At 63.6% G+C, this 15,669-nt stretch carries 14 protein-coding genes and 1 pseudogene; 6 read left to right on the forward strand and 9 right to left on the reverse strand.

Annotated elements, in window-relative coordinates; all coding sequences use genetic code 11:
• Positions 1 to 265: 265 nt before the first annotated feature.
• Complete coding sequence (locus tag ACQKPS_RS00965; protein WP_254480517.1) at positions 266 to 484, reverse strand: DUF2970 domain-containing protein; 219 nt, start codon at positions 482 to 484, stop codon at positions 266 to 268.
• A 179-nt stretch (positions 485 to 663) separates the two neighbouring features.
• Between ACQKPS_RS00965 and pssA the strand changes: the two genes are divergently transcribed.
• The 3 genes from pssA to ACQKPS_RS00980 all read left to right on the forward strand — a co-directional run bounded on the left by pssA (position 664) and on the right by ACQKPS_RS00980 (position 5,892).
• Positions 664 to 1,992, forward strand: a complete 1,329-nt coding sequence (pssA, locus tag ACQKPS_RS00970) for a CDP-diacylglycerol--serine O-phosphatidyltransferase (protein ID WP_427602176.1) — start codon at positions 664 to 666, stop codon at positions 1,990 to 1,992.
• A 79-nt stretch (positions 1,993 to 2,071) separates the two neighbouring features.
• Positions 2,072 to 4,618 (forward strand): bifunctional diguanylate cyclase/phosphodiesterase, encoded by a 2,547-nt coding sequence (locus tag ACQKPS_RS00975; RefSeq protein ID WP_427602179.1) that lies wholly within the window; start codon positions 2,072 to 2,074, stop codon positions 4,616 to 4,618.
• Positions 4,619 to 4,725: 107 nt separating this feature from the next.
• On the forward strand, positions 4,726 to 5,892 hold the full coding sequence (locus ACQKPS_RS00980) for a GGDEF domain-containing protein (protein WP_427602181.1): 1,167 nt from the start codon (positions 4,726 to 4,728) through the stop codon (positions 5,890 to 5,892).
• A gap of 28 nt (positions 5,893 to 5,920) precedes the next feature.
• On the opposite strand, the gene ppnN is transcribed toward ACQKPS_RS00980, so the two are convergent.
• Together ppnN and ACQKPS_RS00990 are read right to left on the reverse strand one after the other, a co-directional pair.
• The gene (ppnN, locus tag ACQKPS_RS00985) at positions 5,921 to 7,294 is read right to left on the reverse strand and encodes a nucleotide 5'-monophosphate nucleosidase PpnN (RefSeq protein WP_254480513.1); all 1,374 of its coding nucleotides are present in this window, start codon (positions 7,292 to 7,294) and stop codon (positions 5,921 to 5,923) included.
• Between the two features lie 63 nt (positions 7,295 to 7,357).
• Positions 7,358 to 8,419 carry a YeiH family protein gene (locus tag ACQKPS_RS00990; RefSeq protein WP_254480511.1) on the reverse strand — a complete coding sequence of 354 codons (1,062 nt, stop codon included), beginning with the start codon at positions 8,417 to 8,419 and terminating at the stop codon, positions 7,358 to 7,360.
• 110 nt (positions 8,420 to 8,529) lie between these two features.
• On the opposite strand from ACQKPS_RS00990, the gene ACQKPS_RS00995 reads away from it, so the two are divergent.
• Positions 8,530 to 9,423: a LysR family transcriptional regulator gene (locus tag ACQKPS_RS00995; protein WP_254480510.1), complete on the forward strand. Its 894-nt coding sequence runs from the start codon at positions 8,530 to 8,532 to the stop codon at positions 9,421 to 9,423.
• Positions 9,424 to 9,431: 8 nt separating this feature from the next.
• Here the strand turns inward: ACQKPS_RS00995 and ACQKPS_RS01000 are convergent.
• Positions 9,432 to 9,800 (reverse strand): annotated as a pseudogene (locus ACQKPS_RS01000) (helix-turn-helix transcriptional regulator); the annotation flags it as partial.
• 74 nt (positions 9,801 to 9,874) lie between these two features.
• Positions 9,875 to 10,561: a hydrolase gene (locus ACQKPS_RS01005; protein WP_254480509.1), complete on the reverse strand. Its 687-nt coding sequence runs from the start codon at positions 10,559 to 10,561 to the stop codon at positions 9,875 to 9,877.
• Positions 10,562 to 10,767: 206 nt separating this feature from the next.
• On the opposite strand from ACQKPS_RS01005, the gene ACQKPS_RS01010 reads away from it, so the two are divergent.
• Entirely contained in the window at positions 10,768 to 11,229 is a 462-nt protein-coding gene (locus tag ACQKPS_RS01010) for a RidA family protein (RefSeq protein ID WP_254480508.1), read from the forward strand.
• A gap of 24 nt (positions 11,230 to 11,253) precedes the next feature.
• Here the strand turns inward: ACQKPS_RS01010 and ACQKPS_RS01015 are convergent, their stop codons facing one another.
• The 3 genes from ACQKPS_RS01015 to ACQKPS_RS01025 form a co-directional block, all read right to left on the reverse strand.
• The gene (locus tag ACQKPS_RS01015) at positions 11,254 to 12,237 is read right to left on the reverse strand and encodes a LysR family transcriptional regulator (protein ID WP_427602185.1); all 984 of its coding nucleotides are present in this window, start codon (positions 12,235 to 12,237) and stop codon (positions 11,254 to 11,256) included.
• A 75-nt stretch (positions 12,238 to 12,312) separates the two neighbouring features.
• Positions 12,313 to 13,512 (reverse strand): nicotinate phosphoribosyltransferase, encoded by a 1,200-nt coding sequence (gene pncB / locus ACQKPS_RS01020; protein WP_427602187.1) that lies wholly within the window; start codon positions 13,510 to 13,512, stop codon positions 12,313 to 12,315.
• Positions 13,509 to 14,159 (reverse strand): nicotinamidase, encoded by a 651-nt coding sequence (locus ACQKPS_RS01025; protein ID WP_427602189.1) that lies wholly within the window; start codon positions 14,157 to 14,159, stop codon positions 13,509 to 13,511. The genes pncB and ACQKPS_RS01025 overlap by 4 nt, the downstream gene beginning before the upstream one ends.
• Before the next feature lie 137 nt (positions 14,160 to 14,296).
• Between ACQKPS_RS01025 and ACQKPS_RS01030 the strand changes: the two genes are divergently transcribed.
• Positions 14,297 to 14,998, forward strand: coding sequence for an NrtR DNA-binding winged helix domain-containing protein (locus ACQKPS_RS01030; RefSeq protein WP_283723067.1), 702 nt, complete (start codon positions 14,297 to 14,299; stop codon positions 14,996 to 14,998).
• A 21-nt stretch (positions 14,999 to 15,019) separates the two neighbouring features.
• On the opposite strand, the gene ACQKPS_RS01035 is transcribed toward ACQKPS_RS01030, so the two are convergent.
• Positions 15,020 to 15,613 carry a helix-turn-helix domain-containing protein gene (locus ACQKPS_RS01035; protein WP_176509009.1) on the reverse strand — a complete coding sequence of 198 codons (594 nt, stop codon included), beginning with the start codon at positions 15,611 to 15,613 and terminating at the stop codon, positions 15,020 to 15,022.
• Positions 15,614 to 15,669 lie beyond the last annotated feature (56 nt).

A 15,669-nucleotide genomic window follows, 5' to 3' on the forward strand; every position in this document is an offset into this window, starting at 1 on the left:
AGTGAAGGGCATAGCTCGTCTTAACTGCTGGTGGTGAAGTGCATTCCCATAACCACTACAAGAGGCAATGCAATGGGAAATTCTACCAAGGTCCGCAAAGCTGACAGCAGCGTCGATGCCTGGGCGATCCTCTGCCTGATCGTCCTGGTGGTGGTCACTGCCGTGTATTGGGTCAGCCACCAGTGACTTGAACTCAAGACCGTGTTGCAACCCGAGCGCCTGCAGGAGGAAATCCCGCAGGCGTTTGCGTTTTGTTCCAGCGTGCTCAGCGCGCAGTGAGGTGCAGCGCCAGTTGCACCAGGCCAATCAGCACGGCGATGAACACCAGGGTGAACAGCGTGCCCAGCACGATGAAGTGGCTGGCCTTGCCGTGGGTGAAGTCGCGGGCGCGGTTCTTGCCGCTCTGCACGCCGAAGGCGGCGGCGAGAACGCTTTGCAGCATCTGCCAGAAGGTTGGGGGCTTGCCCTGGCTGGAATCGTCCATGGTGGCTCCTGAAGAATCAGCGGCAATCAGCAACATTGTAGGCAACGCACATGTGCTTGGCTGGCTGCATTGCCATGGGCGGTTCCTCACGTTAAGGTTTTCGGCGTGACGCGGCGGTGCGCTGAACAATAAACGTGTCCGGCAGCACGGACCTGATTGCAGACCAAAGGTGACTCCATTTGAACCCTGACTCCATGCTGGCGGCGTTGCCAGGCTTCGCCATCGCCCCCGAGGCGATCCAGGTGTTGCCGGATGCCGCGGCCTACCGCACCTGCCTGCTTGAACGCATCGCCACGGCAACCCGGCGAATCGTGATCGTTGCCTTGTACCTGCAGGAGGACGAGGCCGGCCAGGAGGTGCTCGATGCCCTGTACCAGGCCAAGGCCCAGCGGCCGGGCCTGGAGATCGTCATCGTGGTCGACTGGTTCCGTGCCCGCCGTGGCCTGCTGGGGGCCGGGCGCCAGCCGGGCAATGCTGCCTGGTATCAGGCCCAGCGCCAGTTGCGCGGTCTGGATGTGGTGATTCACGGTGTGCCGGTGCAGACCCGCGAGCTGTTCGGCGTGCTGCACCTGAAGGGCAGCGTGATCGACGATTGCGTGATCTACACCGGCGCCAGCCTCAATAACGTCTATCTCCACCGGTTCGACCGCTACCGGCTCGACCGTTACCACCTGTTCCAGTCGCCGGCCCTGGCCGATGCCATGGTCGGCCTGGTTCGACGCTTGTTGCACCACACCGCGACGCCGCGTCTGGACCTGCCTGCTGCCCCTGCAACCCGCAGCCTGCGCGGCGATATCCGGCGCCTGCGTGCGCGCTTGCGGCGTATGGCCTATGACGCACCGCCCGCCACGGCGGGGCAGGGGCTGCGGGTCATCCCGCTGCTGGGCGTCGGCCGTGGCAACCCGCTCAACCGCACGCTGTGCATGCTACTGGCGGCGGCACGTGCGCAGATCATCATCAGCACGCCGTATTTCAACCCGCCACGGGTGGTGATGCGCGAGATCGACCATGCACTGGGCAGGGGCGTGCGCATCGAGCTGATCGTTGGCCACCGCACCGCCAATGACTTCTATATCGCCCCGGGCGAGCCGTTCAGTGCCAGTGGCGCCTTGCCGTACCTGTACGAAGACAACCTGCGTGCCTTTGCCCGGCGCCGTCAGGCCGCGATTGCCAGCGGCCAGTTGCTGATACGGATCTGGAACGACCCGGGCCACACCTTCCATGCCAAGGGGGTGTGGGTCGACCAGCGCTATTCGCTGCTGACCGGCAACAACCTCAACCCACGCGGGTTCAACCTGGACCTGGAGAACGGGCTGCTGATCGATGACCCGCACGGGCAGTGGCTGGTGCCGCGGGCGGTGGAGCTGGAGGGTATTCGCCGGCATGCGCCGCAGATCGGCACGGTGGATGAGTTGGGCGAGAAAGCCGAGCATCCCAAGGAAGTGCGCAAATTCCTCCGCCGCCTGCGCTATAGCCGGCTGGAGCCGTTGATCAAAAGGGTGTTGTAGGCCGCCAGTCGTCAGCTGGATCGATCCATGCCAATCGGTCGGGGTCCACTTTGACGAACCCTGGTAAAAGGCACTGCGAATGGAATCACTTGTTGGCAATGGCTCGCCGCGCAGTCTCGTGGTCCGACAGCTGGTCCTGGCCTTCTCGGCGCTGTTGCTGGTGGCGTTGGTGCTGGGCATGGTCTCGCTGTACCGGATCGCCCAGTCACTCGATGAGCGCGAACGTAGCCAAAGCAGTTTTCACACGCAGTCTTCCCTTGAGCAACTACAGAAAAACGAGCGTGCCTACCTGCTCAGCTACGCCTTCTGGCAGGCCGCTTACGATCACCTGGCAGGGCCCGTGGACAGCCATTGGGCGTATGACGAGGATAATGTCGGCCAGACCCTTTATAGCGACAATGGCTACGAGGGCGTGTTTGTACTCGACGATGACGGTACCCACTATGCGGTGATCAAAGGCCAACTCAGCACCCGCACGTTTGACGATTTCAGTGCCAGCGGCAGCAGGGTCGTGCAATTGGCGCGTGCCGCGGTCAAGCAGGATCAGGCCGCGTCCGGGTTTATCATGTTCGCCGGCCAACCTGCATTGTTTTCTGCTGCCGTCATTCGCTCCCCCTCGACACCGCACCACGTTCCGGCGCCGAGCGCGGTGCTGGTGTTCGTACGTGCACTGGACGCGGTCATGCTCGCAGAACTGGCCAAGACGGTCGGTTTGAGTGGTTTCGCCACCACCGCAAGCGAAGTCCCGCAAACGGGCCAGGGGTACTTGCCGCTGGAAGGCAGCGGGCAGGCCCTGACATGGGAAATCGAGCGCCCCGGCACCACGTTGTTGCGCACGGTGGTCGCACCCTTGAGCCTGGTATTGTTGGTGTTTGGCCTGCTGACGGCATTGCTCACCCGCTATGCCATCCGCGCCAGCGCCCGTATCGACCGCAGCCACCGCCAGCTGGCGGCCTCCAAGAATGCCCTGGAAACCAGCGAGGCGCGTTTCAAGGCCGTCGCCGAGGCGGCCTCGGACTGGATCTGGGAAACCGATGCCCAGCAGCACCTGACCTACCTCTCCGCACGGTTCGCCGAGCTGACCGGCCACCCTGTCGAGCAATGGCTGCAGCGCCCCCTCACGCAACTGCTGGCCTGCGACACCAGCCCTGTCGAGACCTGGCTGCACAACCTGGCAGCCACCGAATCGACCGCCAGCCTGCGCTGCCAGTACCGCGACCGCCTGGGCCAGCAGCGCGAGTGCCGCATTGCGGCGCGGGCGATCATCGAGCAGGGCATCTGCAAAGGCTTCCGTGGTACCTGCAGCGATATTACCGACGAAGTGGCTGCTCACGCCCAGATCCAGCACCTTTCCTTGCACGATGCGCTTACCGGCCTGCCCAATCGCAACAAACTGTTCCGTTTTCTCGAGCAGGACCAGCCCGTGCCCGTGGCCGTGCTGATGCTCGACCTGGACAACTTCAAGCCGATCAATGACAGCCTCGGCCACCCGGCTGGCGATACGGTGCTGATCGAGGTAGCCCGGCGCCTCGGCGAGGTGACCCGTGACAGTGACCTGGTGGCGCGCCTGGGTGGGGACGAATTCATTGTCGTGCTGGTGCGGCCTGGTCAGCGAGAGGAAATGGACCGCTTCTGTGCGCGGCTGATCGACACCTTGCGTCGGCCGATCACGCTGGGGGGGCATGCGGTGCAGGTCGGGGCGAGCCTGGGCGTGGTGCTCTCGGCAGAGTACCCCGGCACCCCCGGCGACCTGATCCGCTATGCCGACGTCGCCCTCTATAGCGCCAAGCAGGCCGGCAAAAACACCTGGCGCTATTTCTCGACGCAGATGAACGCGGCGCTGCTGGAAAAACGCACGCTCGAAGGCGAACTGCGCGCGGGCATCCCGCGTGGCGAGTTGGTGTTGCATTATCAGCCACGCTTCAAGGTCGATGGCAACACGGTGGCGTCCGTCGAGGCGCTGGTGCGCTGGCACCACCCGCGCCTGGGGCTGCTCTACCCGGACCGTTTCATCCCGTTGGCCGAAGAGTCGGACCTGATCGTGCAACTGGGCAGCTGGGTGCTGCACGAGGCCTGCAGCCGTGCGCGCAGCTGGCCGCTTGAAGTGCTGGTCTCGGTGAACATGTCGCCGGCGCAGTTTCGCCGTAGCGATGTGGTACGTGACGTGGCGGAGGCGCTCAAGCACACCGGCCTGCCAGCGCACCGCCTGGAGCTGGAAATCACCGAAAACGTCATGCTCAACGACGTCGAGGGCGCACTACATACCATGAATGCGCTCAAGGAACTGGGCGTGCGCCTGAACATGGACGATTTCGGCACTGGCTATTCGTCGCTCGGCTACCTGCGTACCTACCCGTTCGACAGCATCAAGATCGACAAGCGTTTCGTGCAGTCGCTGGGCAAGAGCGACAGTGACCGCAGCGTGGTACAGGCCATCATCAACCTGGGCAATGCCATGGGCATGACCGTCACTGCCGAAGGTGTCGAGACCCCGCAACAGCTGGCGCTGCTCAGCGATGACCAATGCCACGAGGTGCAGGGTTTCCTGCTCAGCAAACCGGTGGAAAACCAGGCGTTGGTGCGTTTGATGGAGGCCGGGAAGGCCACCGGGCGTGTCGTACCTTGAACGGATACACTCATTTGCATGCAGCGTGACCGTTCGCCCCTCTGAAAAGTCATGCCAAGCGCATACAATCGGCCTTTTCCACGTTAACCAGACAGGCCAAACCGTATATGGCGCTTGATCCTCCCACGATGCTGACGATCACCATCGCCCTGGCCGCTGCGGCTGCGCTGTACCTGGCGATCGAGTGGCGCAGTGTCCGCGAATCGTCGTTGCTGTTCTGGAGTGCCGGTTTCGCCACGATCACCGTCGGTTCGACCCTGGCATTGTTGCGCGGGATCGGCCTTCTGCTGATCGGTATCTGGTTCGCCAATGGCTTGTTGGTGGTTGCCCACGCGTTCTTTCTGCTGGGTGTGGTGCGTTTCACCCAGGCCCGGCTGTCGCGGGGCTGGCTGCTGATCGTGCTGATCTGGTTCGGCTTGTTGCTCCTGCCCGTGGGGCCGCAGTGGTCGAAACTGATGCTGATGGTCAACTCGCTGCTGGTGGCGTTGCTTACGCTCAAGGCCAGCTACCTGCTGCGCCCGCATGGCAAGTCGCTGAGCGTGGGTGCGGTGCAGCTGCGTTACGTGCTGTTGATCCATGGCCTGTTCTATGTAGCCAAGGCGGCGGTGGCGGTGATACCGGGCACGTTGATCGACCTCGCAACCTTCGGTGGCCTGATCATCCAGGTTTCGCTGGTCGAAGGGGCGATGGCGATCATGCTGATCGCGCTGTCGATGACCGGCACCGAGCGCTATCGCCGTGAAGAACGCATCGCCCGGCTGGCTGCCCGCGATCCGCTGACGGCGTTGTACAACCGTCGGGCCCTGGAAGTGCGGGCGACGCAGCTGTTCAAGGCGGTCAGCCCGGCCCAGCCGGGGGCGTTGCTGCTGATCGACATCGACAACTTCAAGCTGGTCAATGACCTGCATGGCCATGCGGCGGGTGACCGCCTGCTGATTGCCTTGAGCGAGATGATTCGTGCGGTGTTGCCGGAGCGTTCATTGGCGGCAAGACTGGGCGGCGATGAGTTCGTCATCCTGCTCAATGCTGCCAGCAGCGAGAAGGTGGTGGCACTGGGCAGCCAGCTGCGCGACCAGTTCCAGCAGTTTGCCAGGGAGGCGATGCCGACCCCGCAGGCGGTGACCTTGAGCATCGGCGCCAACCTGTTCGACCAGCCGCCGGCCAGCCTGGCGGCGTTGATCGAGCAGGGGGATGTGGCGTTGTACCAGTCCAAGCGGGGCGGGCGTGACAGCATTCGCCTAGTGGATCGGACTCTGGTCGGTTCTGTGAAATAGCAGGGGCTGCAACGCAGCCCCGGCTATCTCAGGTCACGACCTGATAGCAAGGTACATAAGCAGCGCCACCTGGCAGCTTCATCCGGTGCTGGTCGACAAACGCCTGCAACAGGCGCCCCAACGGTTCCAGTACCGCCGCATCACCGCGGATCTGATACGGCCCGTGCTCCTCGATCAGTCGGATCCCTTTGTCTTTCACGTTGCCTGCGACGATCCCGGAAAACGCCCGGCGCAGATTGGCCGCCAGCTCGTGGGCTGGCAGGTCACGGCGCAGGGCCAGTTCGGCCATGTTGGCGTGGGTCGGGTCGAACGGGTGCTGGAAGCCACCGTCGATCCTCAGCAGCCAGTTGAAGTGGAAGGCGTCATTGCGCTCGCGGCGGAACTGCTTGACCTCCTTGAGCCCCTCGACCATGTGCCGGGCCACTTCGGCCGGGTCATCGATGATGATCTGGTAGTGGCGTTGCGCGGCCTCGCCAAGGGTGGCACCGACGAAGGCATGCAGCTGCTGCAGGAAGGGTTCGGCACTGCGCGGCCCGGTGAGCACCACCGGGAAGGGCAGGTCCTGGTTGTCGGGGTGCATGAGGATGCCGAGCAGGTAGAGGAATTCCTCGGCAGTGCCGGCGCCGCCGGGGAAGATGATGATGCCGTGGCCGACGCGGACGAACGCTTCCAGGCGCTTCTCGATGTCCGGCAGGATCACCAGCTCGTTGACGATCGGGTTCGGCGCCTCGGCGGCGATGATGCCCGGCTCGGTCAGGCCCAGGTAGCGGCTGCCGTGCATGCGTTGCTTGGCATGGGCAATGGTCGCGCCCTTCATCGGGCCCTTCATCACGCCCGGGCCGCAGCCGGTGCAGATGTCCAGTTTGCGCAGGCCCAGTTCGTGGCCGACCTTCTTGGTGTACTGGTACTCCTCGCTGCTGATCGAGTGGCCACCCCAGCACACCACCATCTTCGGCTCCACGCCAGGGCGCAGGGTGCGGGCGTTGCGCAGCAGGTGGAAGACATAGTCGGTAATGCCCTGGGAGCTTTCCAGGTCGATGCGCTGGCTGGCCAGCTCGCTTTCGGTGTAGACGATGTCCCGCAGGGCGCTGAACAGCATTTCGCGGGTGCTGGCGATCATTTCGCCATCGACGAAGGCGTCGGCTGGAGCGTTCAGCAGCTCCAGGCGCACGCCGCGGTCTTGCTGGTGGATGCGGACTTCGAAGTCCTTGTACGCCTCAAGAATGGTCTTGGCGTTGTCGACATGGGCGCCGGTGTTGAGAATGGCCAGGGCGCACTGGCGGAACAAAGTGTAGAGGCTGCCGGTACCGACTTCACTCAGTTGCTGGACTTCACGTTGCGACAGCGTCTCCAGGCTGCCTTTGGGGCTGACGGATGCATTGATGACATGGCGTTGAGGCATCTAAGTCGTTCCTGTGCAGGTAAAAACATCCTTGCAAGACAACACCATACCGATCAAGGCGCGTCAACCTAAAAGGCGTTGCACACCGAGGGTGATTGCCAGGCCGCCCGCCACCAGCCACAGGTTGAGGACTGCCCCGGTGATCAGCGCCTTGGGCCCGGCCTGGCGGATCTGGCTCCAGCGGGTTTCCATGCCCAGCGCGGTCATGGCCATGGTCAGGGCGAAGGTGTCCAGGCTGTTGACCGCCTGGGTCACGCTGCCCGGCAGCACCTGCAGCGAGTTCACCAGCACCAGGGCGAGGAAGCCGAAGGCGAACCAGGGCATGGCGATGCGGCCGTCGCCCTGTGCCTGGCCGGGCTGGCGCGAACGGCTGATCCACAGGCCCACCACCAGCAGCACCGGCACCAGCAGCATCACCCGGGTCATCTTGACGATGGTGGCGATGTGCGTGGCTTCGGGGCTGACATTACTGGCCGCGCCCACCACTTGCGCCACTTCGTGAATGGTCCCGCCGAGGAACAGCCCGGCGCCCAGGGTGTCCAGGTGCAGCCAGCCGGCGTTGATCGCCAGTGGATAGAGGAACATCGACAGGGTGCCGAACAACACCACGCTGCCGACTGCCATGGCGCTCTTGTGCGGGGCGCTGCGCAGCGCCGATTCGAATGCCAACACGGCGGCAGCACCACAGATCGCGCTACCCGCTGCGGTGAGCAGGGCGGTATCGCGGTCCAGCTTGAACAGCCTGGTGCCGCACCACAGGCCGATCAGCAAGGTGCTGGTCACCACCAGCAACGATACGGTCAAGCCGGACCAGCCGACTTCGGCGATCTCCTGCAGGCTCACGCGCAGGCCGAAGAAGGCCACGGCAATGCGCAGTAGCCCACGGGCCGAGAAGTTGATACCGGCTGCCCAGCTGGCCGGCACGCCATCGCGCAGGGCGTTGCCGTACAGGGCGCCGGCGACGATGCCGACGATCAGCGGGCTGATGCCCAGGCTGGCGATGGCCGGCAGGGCTGCCAGCTGGGTGACGGCAAGCGCGAACAACGCGACGAACAGGATGCCGTTGAGCCGCCCTCGGGTAGAGAGGGTGGGCGCCAACGCGGGGTTGGAAGTTGCCGTGGCCATGTGAGTCCTCCGGAAAGTGTTTCGACATGGCTAACGTTAATCTGGTTATAAGCTTATAAAAAATCGTAATTTGGAATGGCAAATATCCGTTCAGCTGATATTTTTATCAGATGACCCCAGAACAGCTGATAACCTTCGCCACCGTAGCCGAGCACGGCAACATCAGCCACGCGGCCCTGGCCCTGCATCTGTCGCAACCGGCGGTGTCCGGCCAGCTCAAGTTGCTGCAGGAAGACTTTGGCGAACCCCTGTACCAGCGCGCCGGGCGCGGCGTGCGCCTGACCGCTGCCGGCGAGCAGCTGCTGGCCCATGCCCAGCGCCTGCGCGACACCTTCCGCCAGGCCCAGGCCTTGTGCGAGGCCATACGCGGGCTGGAGCGCGGCAGCTTGCGCATCGGCGCCAGCACCACGCCGGCCAGCTACCTGTTGCCGTACCTGATTGCCGATTTCCACAAGCGCTATCCCGACGTGCTGGTCAGCACCTCCCACGGCAACACCGCGGAGATCGTCGCGGCAGTGGACAGTGTCGATATCGCCTTGATCGAGGGGCCGCCCGGGCAGGATCTGCCCTTGGGCACGCAAGTGACGGCGTGGCGCGAGGACGAAATCGTGGCCATCGTGCCGAGTGATCATCCGCTTGCCGAGGCCGAGGGTCATGCCTTGGCGTCACTCGGCGCCTACCCCCTGGTGCTGCGCGAAAGCGGCTCGGGGGTCAGGCAGATCGTCGAGCGGGCGTTTGCCCGCTACGGCGTGGCGATGCGCGTGGCGTTGGAGATTGCCGGGGTGGAGGGGGTGAAGGAGGCGGTGCGGGCCGGGATGGGCGTCGGGTTTGTCTCTGCCATGTCGATCCGCCATGAGGACGGGGCACTTCGGCAGGTGCGGATTGCGCCAGAACCACTGGTCAGGCGTTTTTCCATTCTGTTGCCCCATGCTGCCACGCCTTCGCGGGCGGCGGCGCGGTTCATGGAGTTGTGCGTCGGGCGGCTCGATGATGCCGCGCGATGATGGGTCAGCCTTTGCCAGGCCAAGGGTGTGAGTCCTTCAGCCCTCATGAAGGCCCGGCAAAAGTGCGCTTGATCGTAGAACCCACAGTCGAGCGCAATGTCTGCCAGCAGCATCGTCGCGTCGAGCAGCAGTTGCTTGCTTTTCCTGATCCGTTGCTCGCGCATCCATTGCTGTGGCGGCACCCGGGTGCTTTCCTTGAACATCCTGCTGAAGTGACTGCGCGACAGGGCACATGCCTCGGCGAGCTCGGTCACCGATATGCCTACGTCCAGATGCGCCAGCATCATCTGCTTGGCGGTTCGCAACTGCCAAGGTTTGAGCTGCCTGGTCGATTTCAAGGCGACAGTCGCCAGCACAGTGCAATCGCCATTGTTCATGAAGGTCCATTCCTGTTCACGAGAGGAGAACGCTCAGCGGGCAGCTGTGCCCGCTGAGGCAGGCCGATGCGGGATCAGCGAGGTGCCGCAACCGGCGCCAAGGTGGGGCCATGCTTAACGCGTTCAGGCGCCTTGTGGACCATGGTGTAGGCGTAGTCCACGCCCATGCCGTAGGCGCCGGAGTGCTCTTTGACCAGTTCCATCACGGCGTCGTAGGTCGCGCGGTTGTTCCAGTCGCGCTGCCACTCCAGGAGCACTTGCTGCCAGGTCACCGGCACGACGCCGGCCTGGATCATGCGCTGCATGGCGTAGTCGTGGGCCTCCTTGGTCGTGCCGCCGGAGGCATCGGCAACCATGTAGATCTCGTAGCCGGCATCGTGCATGGCGGACAGCGCGAATGTGGTGTTGCAGACCTCGGTCCACAGGCCGGAAACGATGATCTTGTTGCGGCCGTTGTTCTTCAGCGCATCGCGAACCTTCTGGTCGTCCCAGGAGTTCATGGAGGTGCGTTCCAGCAGCGGCGCATCCGGGAACACGGCCAGCAGCTCGGGGTAGGTGTGGCCGGAGAAACTCTCGGTTTCCACCGTGGTGATAGTGGTCGGCACGTTGAAGATCCGCGCTGCCTTGGCCAGGCCCACGGTGTTGTTCTTCAGCGTCTGACGATCGATGCTTTGCACGCCAAAGGCCATTTGCGGCTGTTGGTCGATGAAGATCAGCTGGCTGTTGAACGGGGTCAGGACTTCAGTGTTTGCAGTGCTCATGGTTGTTCCCTGTGCTGGATGGTGACGAACGTTTTTCAGCGGGTCGCCGCTGGGTGCCAGCAAAAGATAATCAAACATCGAGCGAAACGGTGGCGCATGTTTGCGCCACTGCAGGCGCAAAAATGCACCCTTGGTCAGGCCGCTCGCGGTGCTAGCATCCGGGCCATGCGGGTCATCCCGAACCGCCATCCATCAGGAAACATGCAATGGCCGCTGCACGACCTTTCAACGACGACACCGCCTACTGGGGCGTTCCATGGGAAGACAGCTACGGTTATCCGCAGGTGCGACGGGCGGGGAACGTACTTTTCGTGTCCGGCCAGTTCAGCCACGACGAGGACGGCAGCCTGGTGGCTCCGGCGCCGCTGGATGCCGATGGCAGGCCGAGTGATTTTTCCTCGATGGGCGAACAGATGCGCGTCTGCTACGCCAACATCGCCAAGCTGCTCGCCCTGTACGGCGCCGGCCTCGAGGACGTGGTGGAAGAAACTCTGTACGTGCTCGACATGGACGCAGCGTTCGCCGTGGTCGGCAAGGTGCGCAAGGCGGCCTATGGCTCGGATCGCCCGCAGGCGGCGAGCAACATCATCGGCGTGTCGCGGCTTGCCCAACGCCCGCAGCTGATCGAAATCGTCTGCCGGGCGGTGATCGGCGCCCCGGCGTCCTGAGCCTGAGCGCCAGGTTCGAGCCCTTCAGGTCGAGAGTGGCTGCTGCCCCTCGACCAGCGGTTTGAGGTCGGCAACGGCAGCCGCGCAGAAGGTCATGAAGGCCTTGACCCGCCAGGACTTGCGTATGTCTTGGTGGGTCAGCAGCCACAGTTCGTCCTGCAGCTCAGGCACTACAGGGCCGAGGCGAACCAGGCCTGGCGTGATGTCCCCCAGCATGCAGGGAAGAAACCCGTAACCCAGGCCCGCCGCAATGGCTGCACTGGCCGCAGCCACTGAATCGGTGCGGTAGGCAATGCACTCGGGCGCAACCCTGGATTCGACATAGCTTGTCGCTTCCAAGCCGCACAGCGCCGCGGAATAGGAAACCCATCCGTGGCCTTCGGCGAAGGGGTCGGCAGGTAGCGGTTGCCTGACACTGGCATAGGGCGCCCAGGCGATGTTTGCCAGCTTCCTGCCCACCAGGCTTTCTGCGGGTTTGCGCGTGGCACGCACCGCGATATCCGATTCATCCCGGGCCAGGCTCAGCGTTTCGTTGCCGACCAGCACTTCAATGCTGATGCCCTCGTTGAGCGCTTTGAAATCCGCAATGATCGGGGTGAGGAAGTACAGCAGCAATGAGTCGCTCGTGGTGATCCGCAGTTTTCCCAGGGGGCCTTGGCCTGTTCGGGAGACACGCCGCGTCACGCTCACGATGTCGAGTTCGACGCGCTCGGCCAGGGCGCGCAACTCCGCACCTTCGGCCGTCAGCAGGTACCCGGCTTTACGGTGATCGAACAGCGCCACCCCGAGGGCTTTTTCGACCTGGGAGACCCGGCGCGATACCGTGGAAACGTTGATGCCGAGTTTCTTGGCCGTGGCGGAGCGATTGCCGCAATCACTCAAGGTCTTGATGATGCGCAGGTCGTCCCAGGACAGCTGGTTGACCGCCTCACCTGCATCCCATTTGGGCCCGGTGGCGTTGGCAGGGGTCGGCAGGGCACTTCCAGGTGACGGCTTCACGGCTTTCATTCCAGGTAGGGTGTGCAGATGATACGAGAAGGGGCGGGGCCAACCAAGATGACCCACCCGCTCGTCCAGGCCCTGTCAATTCACCTTGAACACATGCTTCATGTAGGCGACGAAGTTCTCGTCGCGGCACTGGGTCTTGCCCGGGCTGTCGGAGATCTTCGCCACCGGTGCGCCATTGCAGTCGGTCATCTTGATCACGATGTTCATCGGCTCCACCCCCGGGATATCGCAGGTCAGCCGGGTACCAATGCCGAAGCTCACGTTGATCCGCGTGTGCAGCGCCCGGTACAGGCCCAGCGCCTTGGCGAAATCCAGGCCGTCGGAGAAGATCAGCGTCTTGCCCTTGGGGTCGATCCCCAGCCGCTCATAGTGGGCGATGGCTTTCTCCGCCCACACCAGCGGGTCCCCAGAGTCGTGGCGCAGGCCGTCGAACAGCTTGGCGAAGTACAGGTCGAAATCGTCCAGGAAGGCGTCCATGGTGATGCAGTCGGTCAAGGCGATGCCGAGCAAGCCACGGTACTCGCGCACCCAGGCTTCCAGCGCGGCGGCCTGGCTGTCGACCAGCCGTGGGCCGAGCTGCTGGTGGGCCATGAACCATTCGTGGGCCATGGTGCCGAGCGGCTTGAGCTCGAGTTCGCGAGCCAGGTGGACGTTGCTGGTGCCGACGAAGCGGCCGGGGAAGTCGTGCTTGAGCAGGTAGACCACCTCTTCCTGCACCCGGTATGAAAAGCGCCGCCGCGTCCCGAAGTCGGCGAGCTGGAAGCCGGCCAGCTCATCGGCACTGGCCTCGGCCTTGAGCCAGTCCATTTTCTGGTACAGGCGCTCGCCCACCTGTTCGAGCGTGACATCGCGGTAGCGGTAGCGATTGCGAACTTCGCTGATGATCGCCAGCAAGGGGATTTCGTAGAGGATCACGTGCAGCCATGGCCCGCGCACGCGAATCGCCAGCTGCCCGGCCGCGTCCAGGCCGACCTGCACGTAGCGCAGGTTGAAGCGGAACAGGCTGAGGAAGCGGATGAAGTCCGGCTTGAGGAACGGGATTTTTTCCAGATACGCCAGCTGGTCGTGGGTGACGGTGACTTCGCTCAGCAACTCTATCTGGTAGCGGATTTCTGCCAGGTAAGGGGAGAGGTCCTCGCCGTTGCGGCAACGGAACTCCCACTCCACCTCGGCGTTGGGGTAGTTGTGCAGTACCGCCTGCATCATGGTGATCTTGTAGAAGTCGGTGTCCAGCAGGTTCTGGATGATCCGTGGGCCGAAAACGCTTTCGCTCATGGGCGGTCTTCCTTGATCAGTGAGAGCTGGTAGTCGAGCGCGGCTTCATCGCCGCAGAGGATCACGCCCTCGGCGGCCAGCGCCCCACAGGCAGTGATGGCGCCTTCCTGGGTCAGGGCGCGACAGGCCGGCAGGTACAGCAGCACCTGGAAGCCAGCCTGGCGTAGTTGCCGGGCGGTGGTCTTGACGCAGTAGTCCAGGGCCAGGCCGCCGACAATCACCGCGCCGACCTGCTGCACCTTGAGGAATTCGATGACCCCGGTGGAGCGGCGCTCGGCGAGGTCGTGGTAGCAGGCGCCGTAGGGGTGCAGGTCGGGTTCGACGCCTTTCCAGACGAAGTAGTCGTAGTCGATCGGGGCGGGCAGGCCAGGCAGCAGTTCGAAGCCGGGCGTACCGGGGACGCAGTGGCTGACCCAGGTCAGGTCGGCATTGGCCAGAGCCAGCGGCTGCAGCATCTGGCCGGGTTCGGCCACCACCCAGGCGGCGTTGGCCGGGTGGGCGTCCTTGCTGCCCAGGCGCAGGTCGGCGCGCAGCGCCATGGCGTTGAGGTCCGGGGCGATCTCGTTGCCTTCCGGTACCGGCAGCTCTTGAGGGACATTTGTGGTGAAACCGTTCTGCGCGTCGACATCGAAACTGGCGATCTTCATGGCGGGTCTCCTCGCTGGAATGCCTATATAATTCACCTGGTGCAATAAGTGTGTCAAGTGACAATTTTTACGGGCTTACGGGTTGCCATACTTAGAGTCCCTGGTGGATTATTGTGCCGATGAATGAGGAGTCCCCGGTGAGTACAGTCGAAGTCCTGGCCAGTGTCGATATCGTTGCCCTGCGCCTGGCCCCTGATGCCCAGCTGCAGGTGTTGTTGCACCGTCGTGAGCGCGAGCCCCATGCCGGCCAATGGGCGTTGCCTGGCGTGATCGTCAATGGCCGCACCCCGGACACCAGCCTGCAGGGCGCTGCCGAACGCGCCCTGCGTGAGAAAGCCCTGGTGCTGCCGCGCCACCTTGAACAGGTGGGCACCGAAGGCAATGCCTTTCGCGACCCGCGGGGTTGGTCATTGAGTACCTATTACCTGGCCCTGCTCGACCCGCAACAGCAGGTTGAAGGCGAGCAGCTGGCGTTTTTCGACCTGGACAGCGTGATTGACCGCAAGGTGTTGCTGCCGTTCGACCACAACCTGCTGGTCGAGCGCGCGCGCGAGCGGTTGGCTTCGAAGACGGTATACAGCAGCCTGCCGCTGTACCTGCTGGCGCAGAAGTTCACCGTCCTCGATGCGCTGGGGGCGGTGCAGGCGTGCCTCGGGCAGGCGGTGAACAATACCTCGCTGCGCAAGCGCCTGGAGCGCCTGCGCGAGCTGGGTTGGGTACGCGATACCGGGGAGAAGAACCAGCCCAGGCTGGGCCGGCCGCAACAGTTGTATCAGTACACGCCGCAGGGCGATGGGGTGTTCATGTTCGATCGCAGCCTGTTGCCGGAAGGCGCCTGAGCGACGCGGGATGCGCTGTTCTCATTCTTCGCCGTAATTCATGATCGACAGCAGGCGAATCGGCACCTGTACCAGCTGCTCCGGGCCATGCGGGGTTTCGCCATCGAAGGTCAGGCTGTCGCCGGCCTGCATGCGGTAGAGCTGGTTGCCGTGGCGGTAGACCAGTTCCCCCTCCAGCAAATGCAGGAACTCGGTGCCGGGGTGGGCGAAGGTCGGGAATTCCTCGCTGGCGTCGTCCATGGTCACCATGTACGCCTCGAAGTGCTTTTTCGGCCCCCTGGCGTGATTGAGCAAATGGTAGGTATGGCCCTTTTCGGTGCCGCGGCGCACCACCTCCAGCCCTTCACCGGCCTTGACCAGCAAGGCATTGCCATCGGGCTGGTCATACTGGCTGAACAGCTTGGCCATCGGCATGCCCAGCACATCGCACAAGCGGCTCAGGGTATCGAGGCTGGTGGACACCTGGGCGTTCTCGATCTTGCTCAGCATGCCCTGGCTGATGCCGGCGATGCGCGCCACGTCGGCGAGCTTGAGTGACTGGGCCTGGCGCTGGCGCTTGATCTGCAGACCCAGGTACTGCTCCAGGCGAAGGCGGGGTTCGGTTTCGGTTGGCATCGAATGTCCTGCGCGTTTTCGGTTCAAGAATAAATATTTCGCACTGAGAAAGTGCG

The organism is Pseudomonas sp. NPDC086566, assembly GCF_050280885.1.
Taxonomy (GTDB): Bacteria; Pseudomonadota; Gammaproteobacteria; order Pseudomonadales; family Pseudomonadaceae; genus Aquipseudomonas; species Aquipseudomonas vlassakiae.

Coding starts and splice junctions, on each gene's coding strand:
- ACQKPS_RS01025 (WP_427602189.1), bottom strand. CDS start 14,159: ATGAAGATCGCCAGTTTCGATGTCGACGCGCAGAACGGTTTCACCACA.
- ACQKPS_RS00995 (WP_254480510.1), top strand. CDS start 8,530: ATGACCCCAGAACAGCTGATAACCTTCGCCACCGTAGCCGAGCACGGC.
- pncB (WP_427602187.1), bottom strand. CDS start 13,512: ATGAGCGAAAGCGTTTTCGGCCCACGGATCATCCAGAACCTGCTGGAC.
- ppnN (WP_254480513.1), bottom strand. CDS start 7,294: ATGCCTCAACGCCATGTCATCAATGCATCCGTCAGCCCCAAAGGCAGC.
- ACQKPS_RS01010 (WP_254480508.1), top strand. CDS start 10,768: ATGGCCGCTGCACGACCTTTCAACGACGACACCGCCTACTGGGGCGTT.
- ACQKPS_RS01005 (WP_254480509.1), bottom strand. CDS start 10,561: ATGAGCACTGCAAACACTGAAGTCCTGACCCCGTTCAACAGCCAGCTG.
- ACQKPS_RS00990 (WP_254480511.1), bottom strand. CDS start 8,419: ATGGCCACGGCAACTTCCAACCCCGCGTTGGCGCCCACCCTCTCTACC.
- ACQKPS_RS01015 (WP_427602185.1), bottom strand. CDS start 12,237: ATGAAAGCCGTGAAGCCGTCACCTGGAAGTGCCCTGCCGACCCCTGCC.
- ACQKPS_RS00965 (WP_254480517.1), bottom strand. CDS start 484: ATGGACGATTCCAGCCAGGGCAAGCCCCCAACCTTCTGGCAGATGCTG.
- ACQKPS_RS00980 (WP_427602181.1), top strand. CDS start 4,726: ATGGCGCTTGATCCTCCCACGATGCTGACGATCACCATCGCCCTGGCC.
- ACQKPS_RS01035 (WP_176509009.1), bottom strand. CDS start 15,613: ATGCCAACCGAAACCGAACCCCGCCTTCGCCTGGAGCAGTACCTGGGT.
- ACQKPS_RS00975 (WP_427602179.1), top strand. CDS start 2,072: ATGGAATCACTTGTTGGCAATGGCTCGCCGCGCAGTCTCGTGGTCCGA.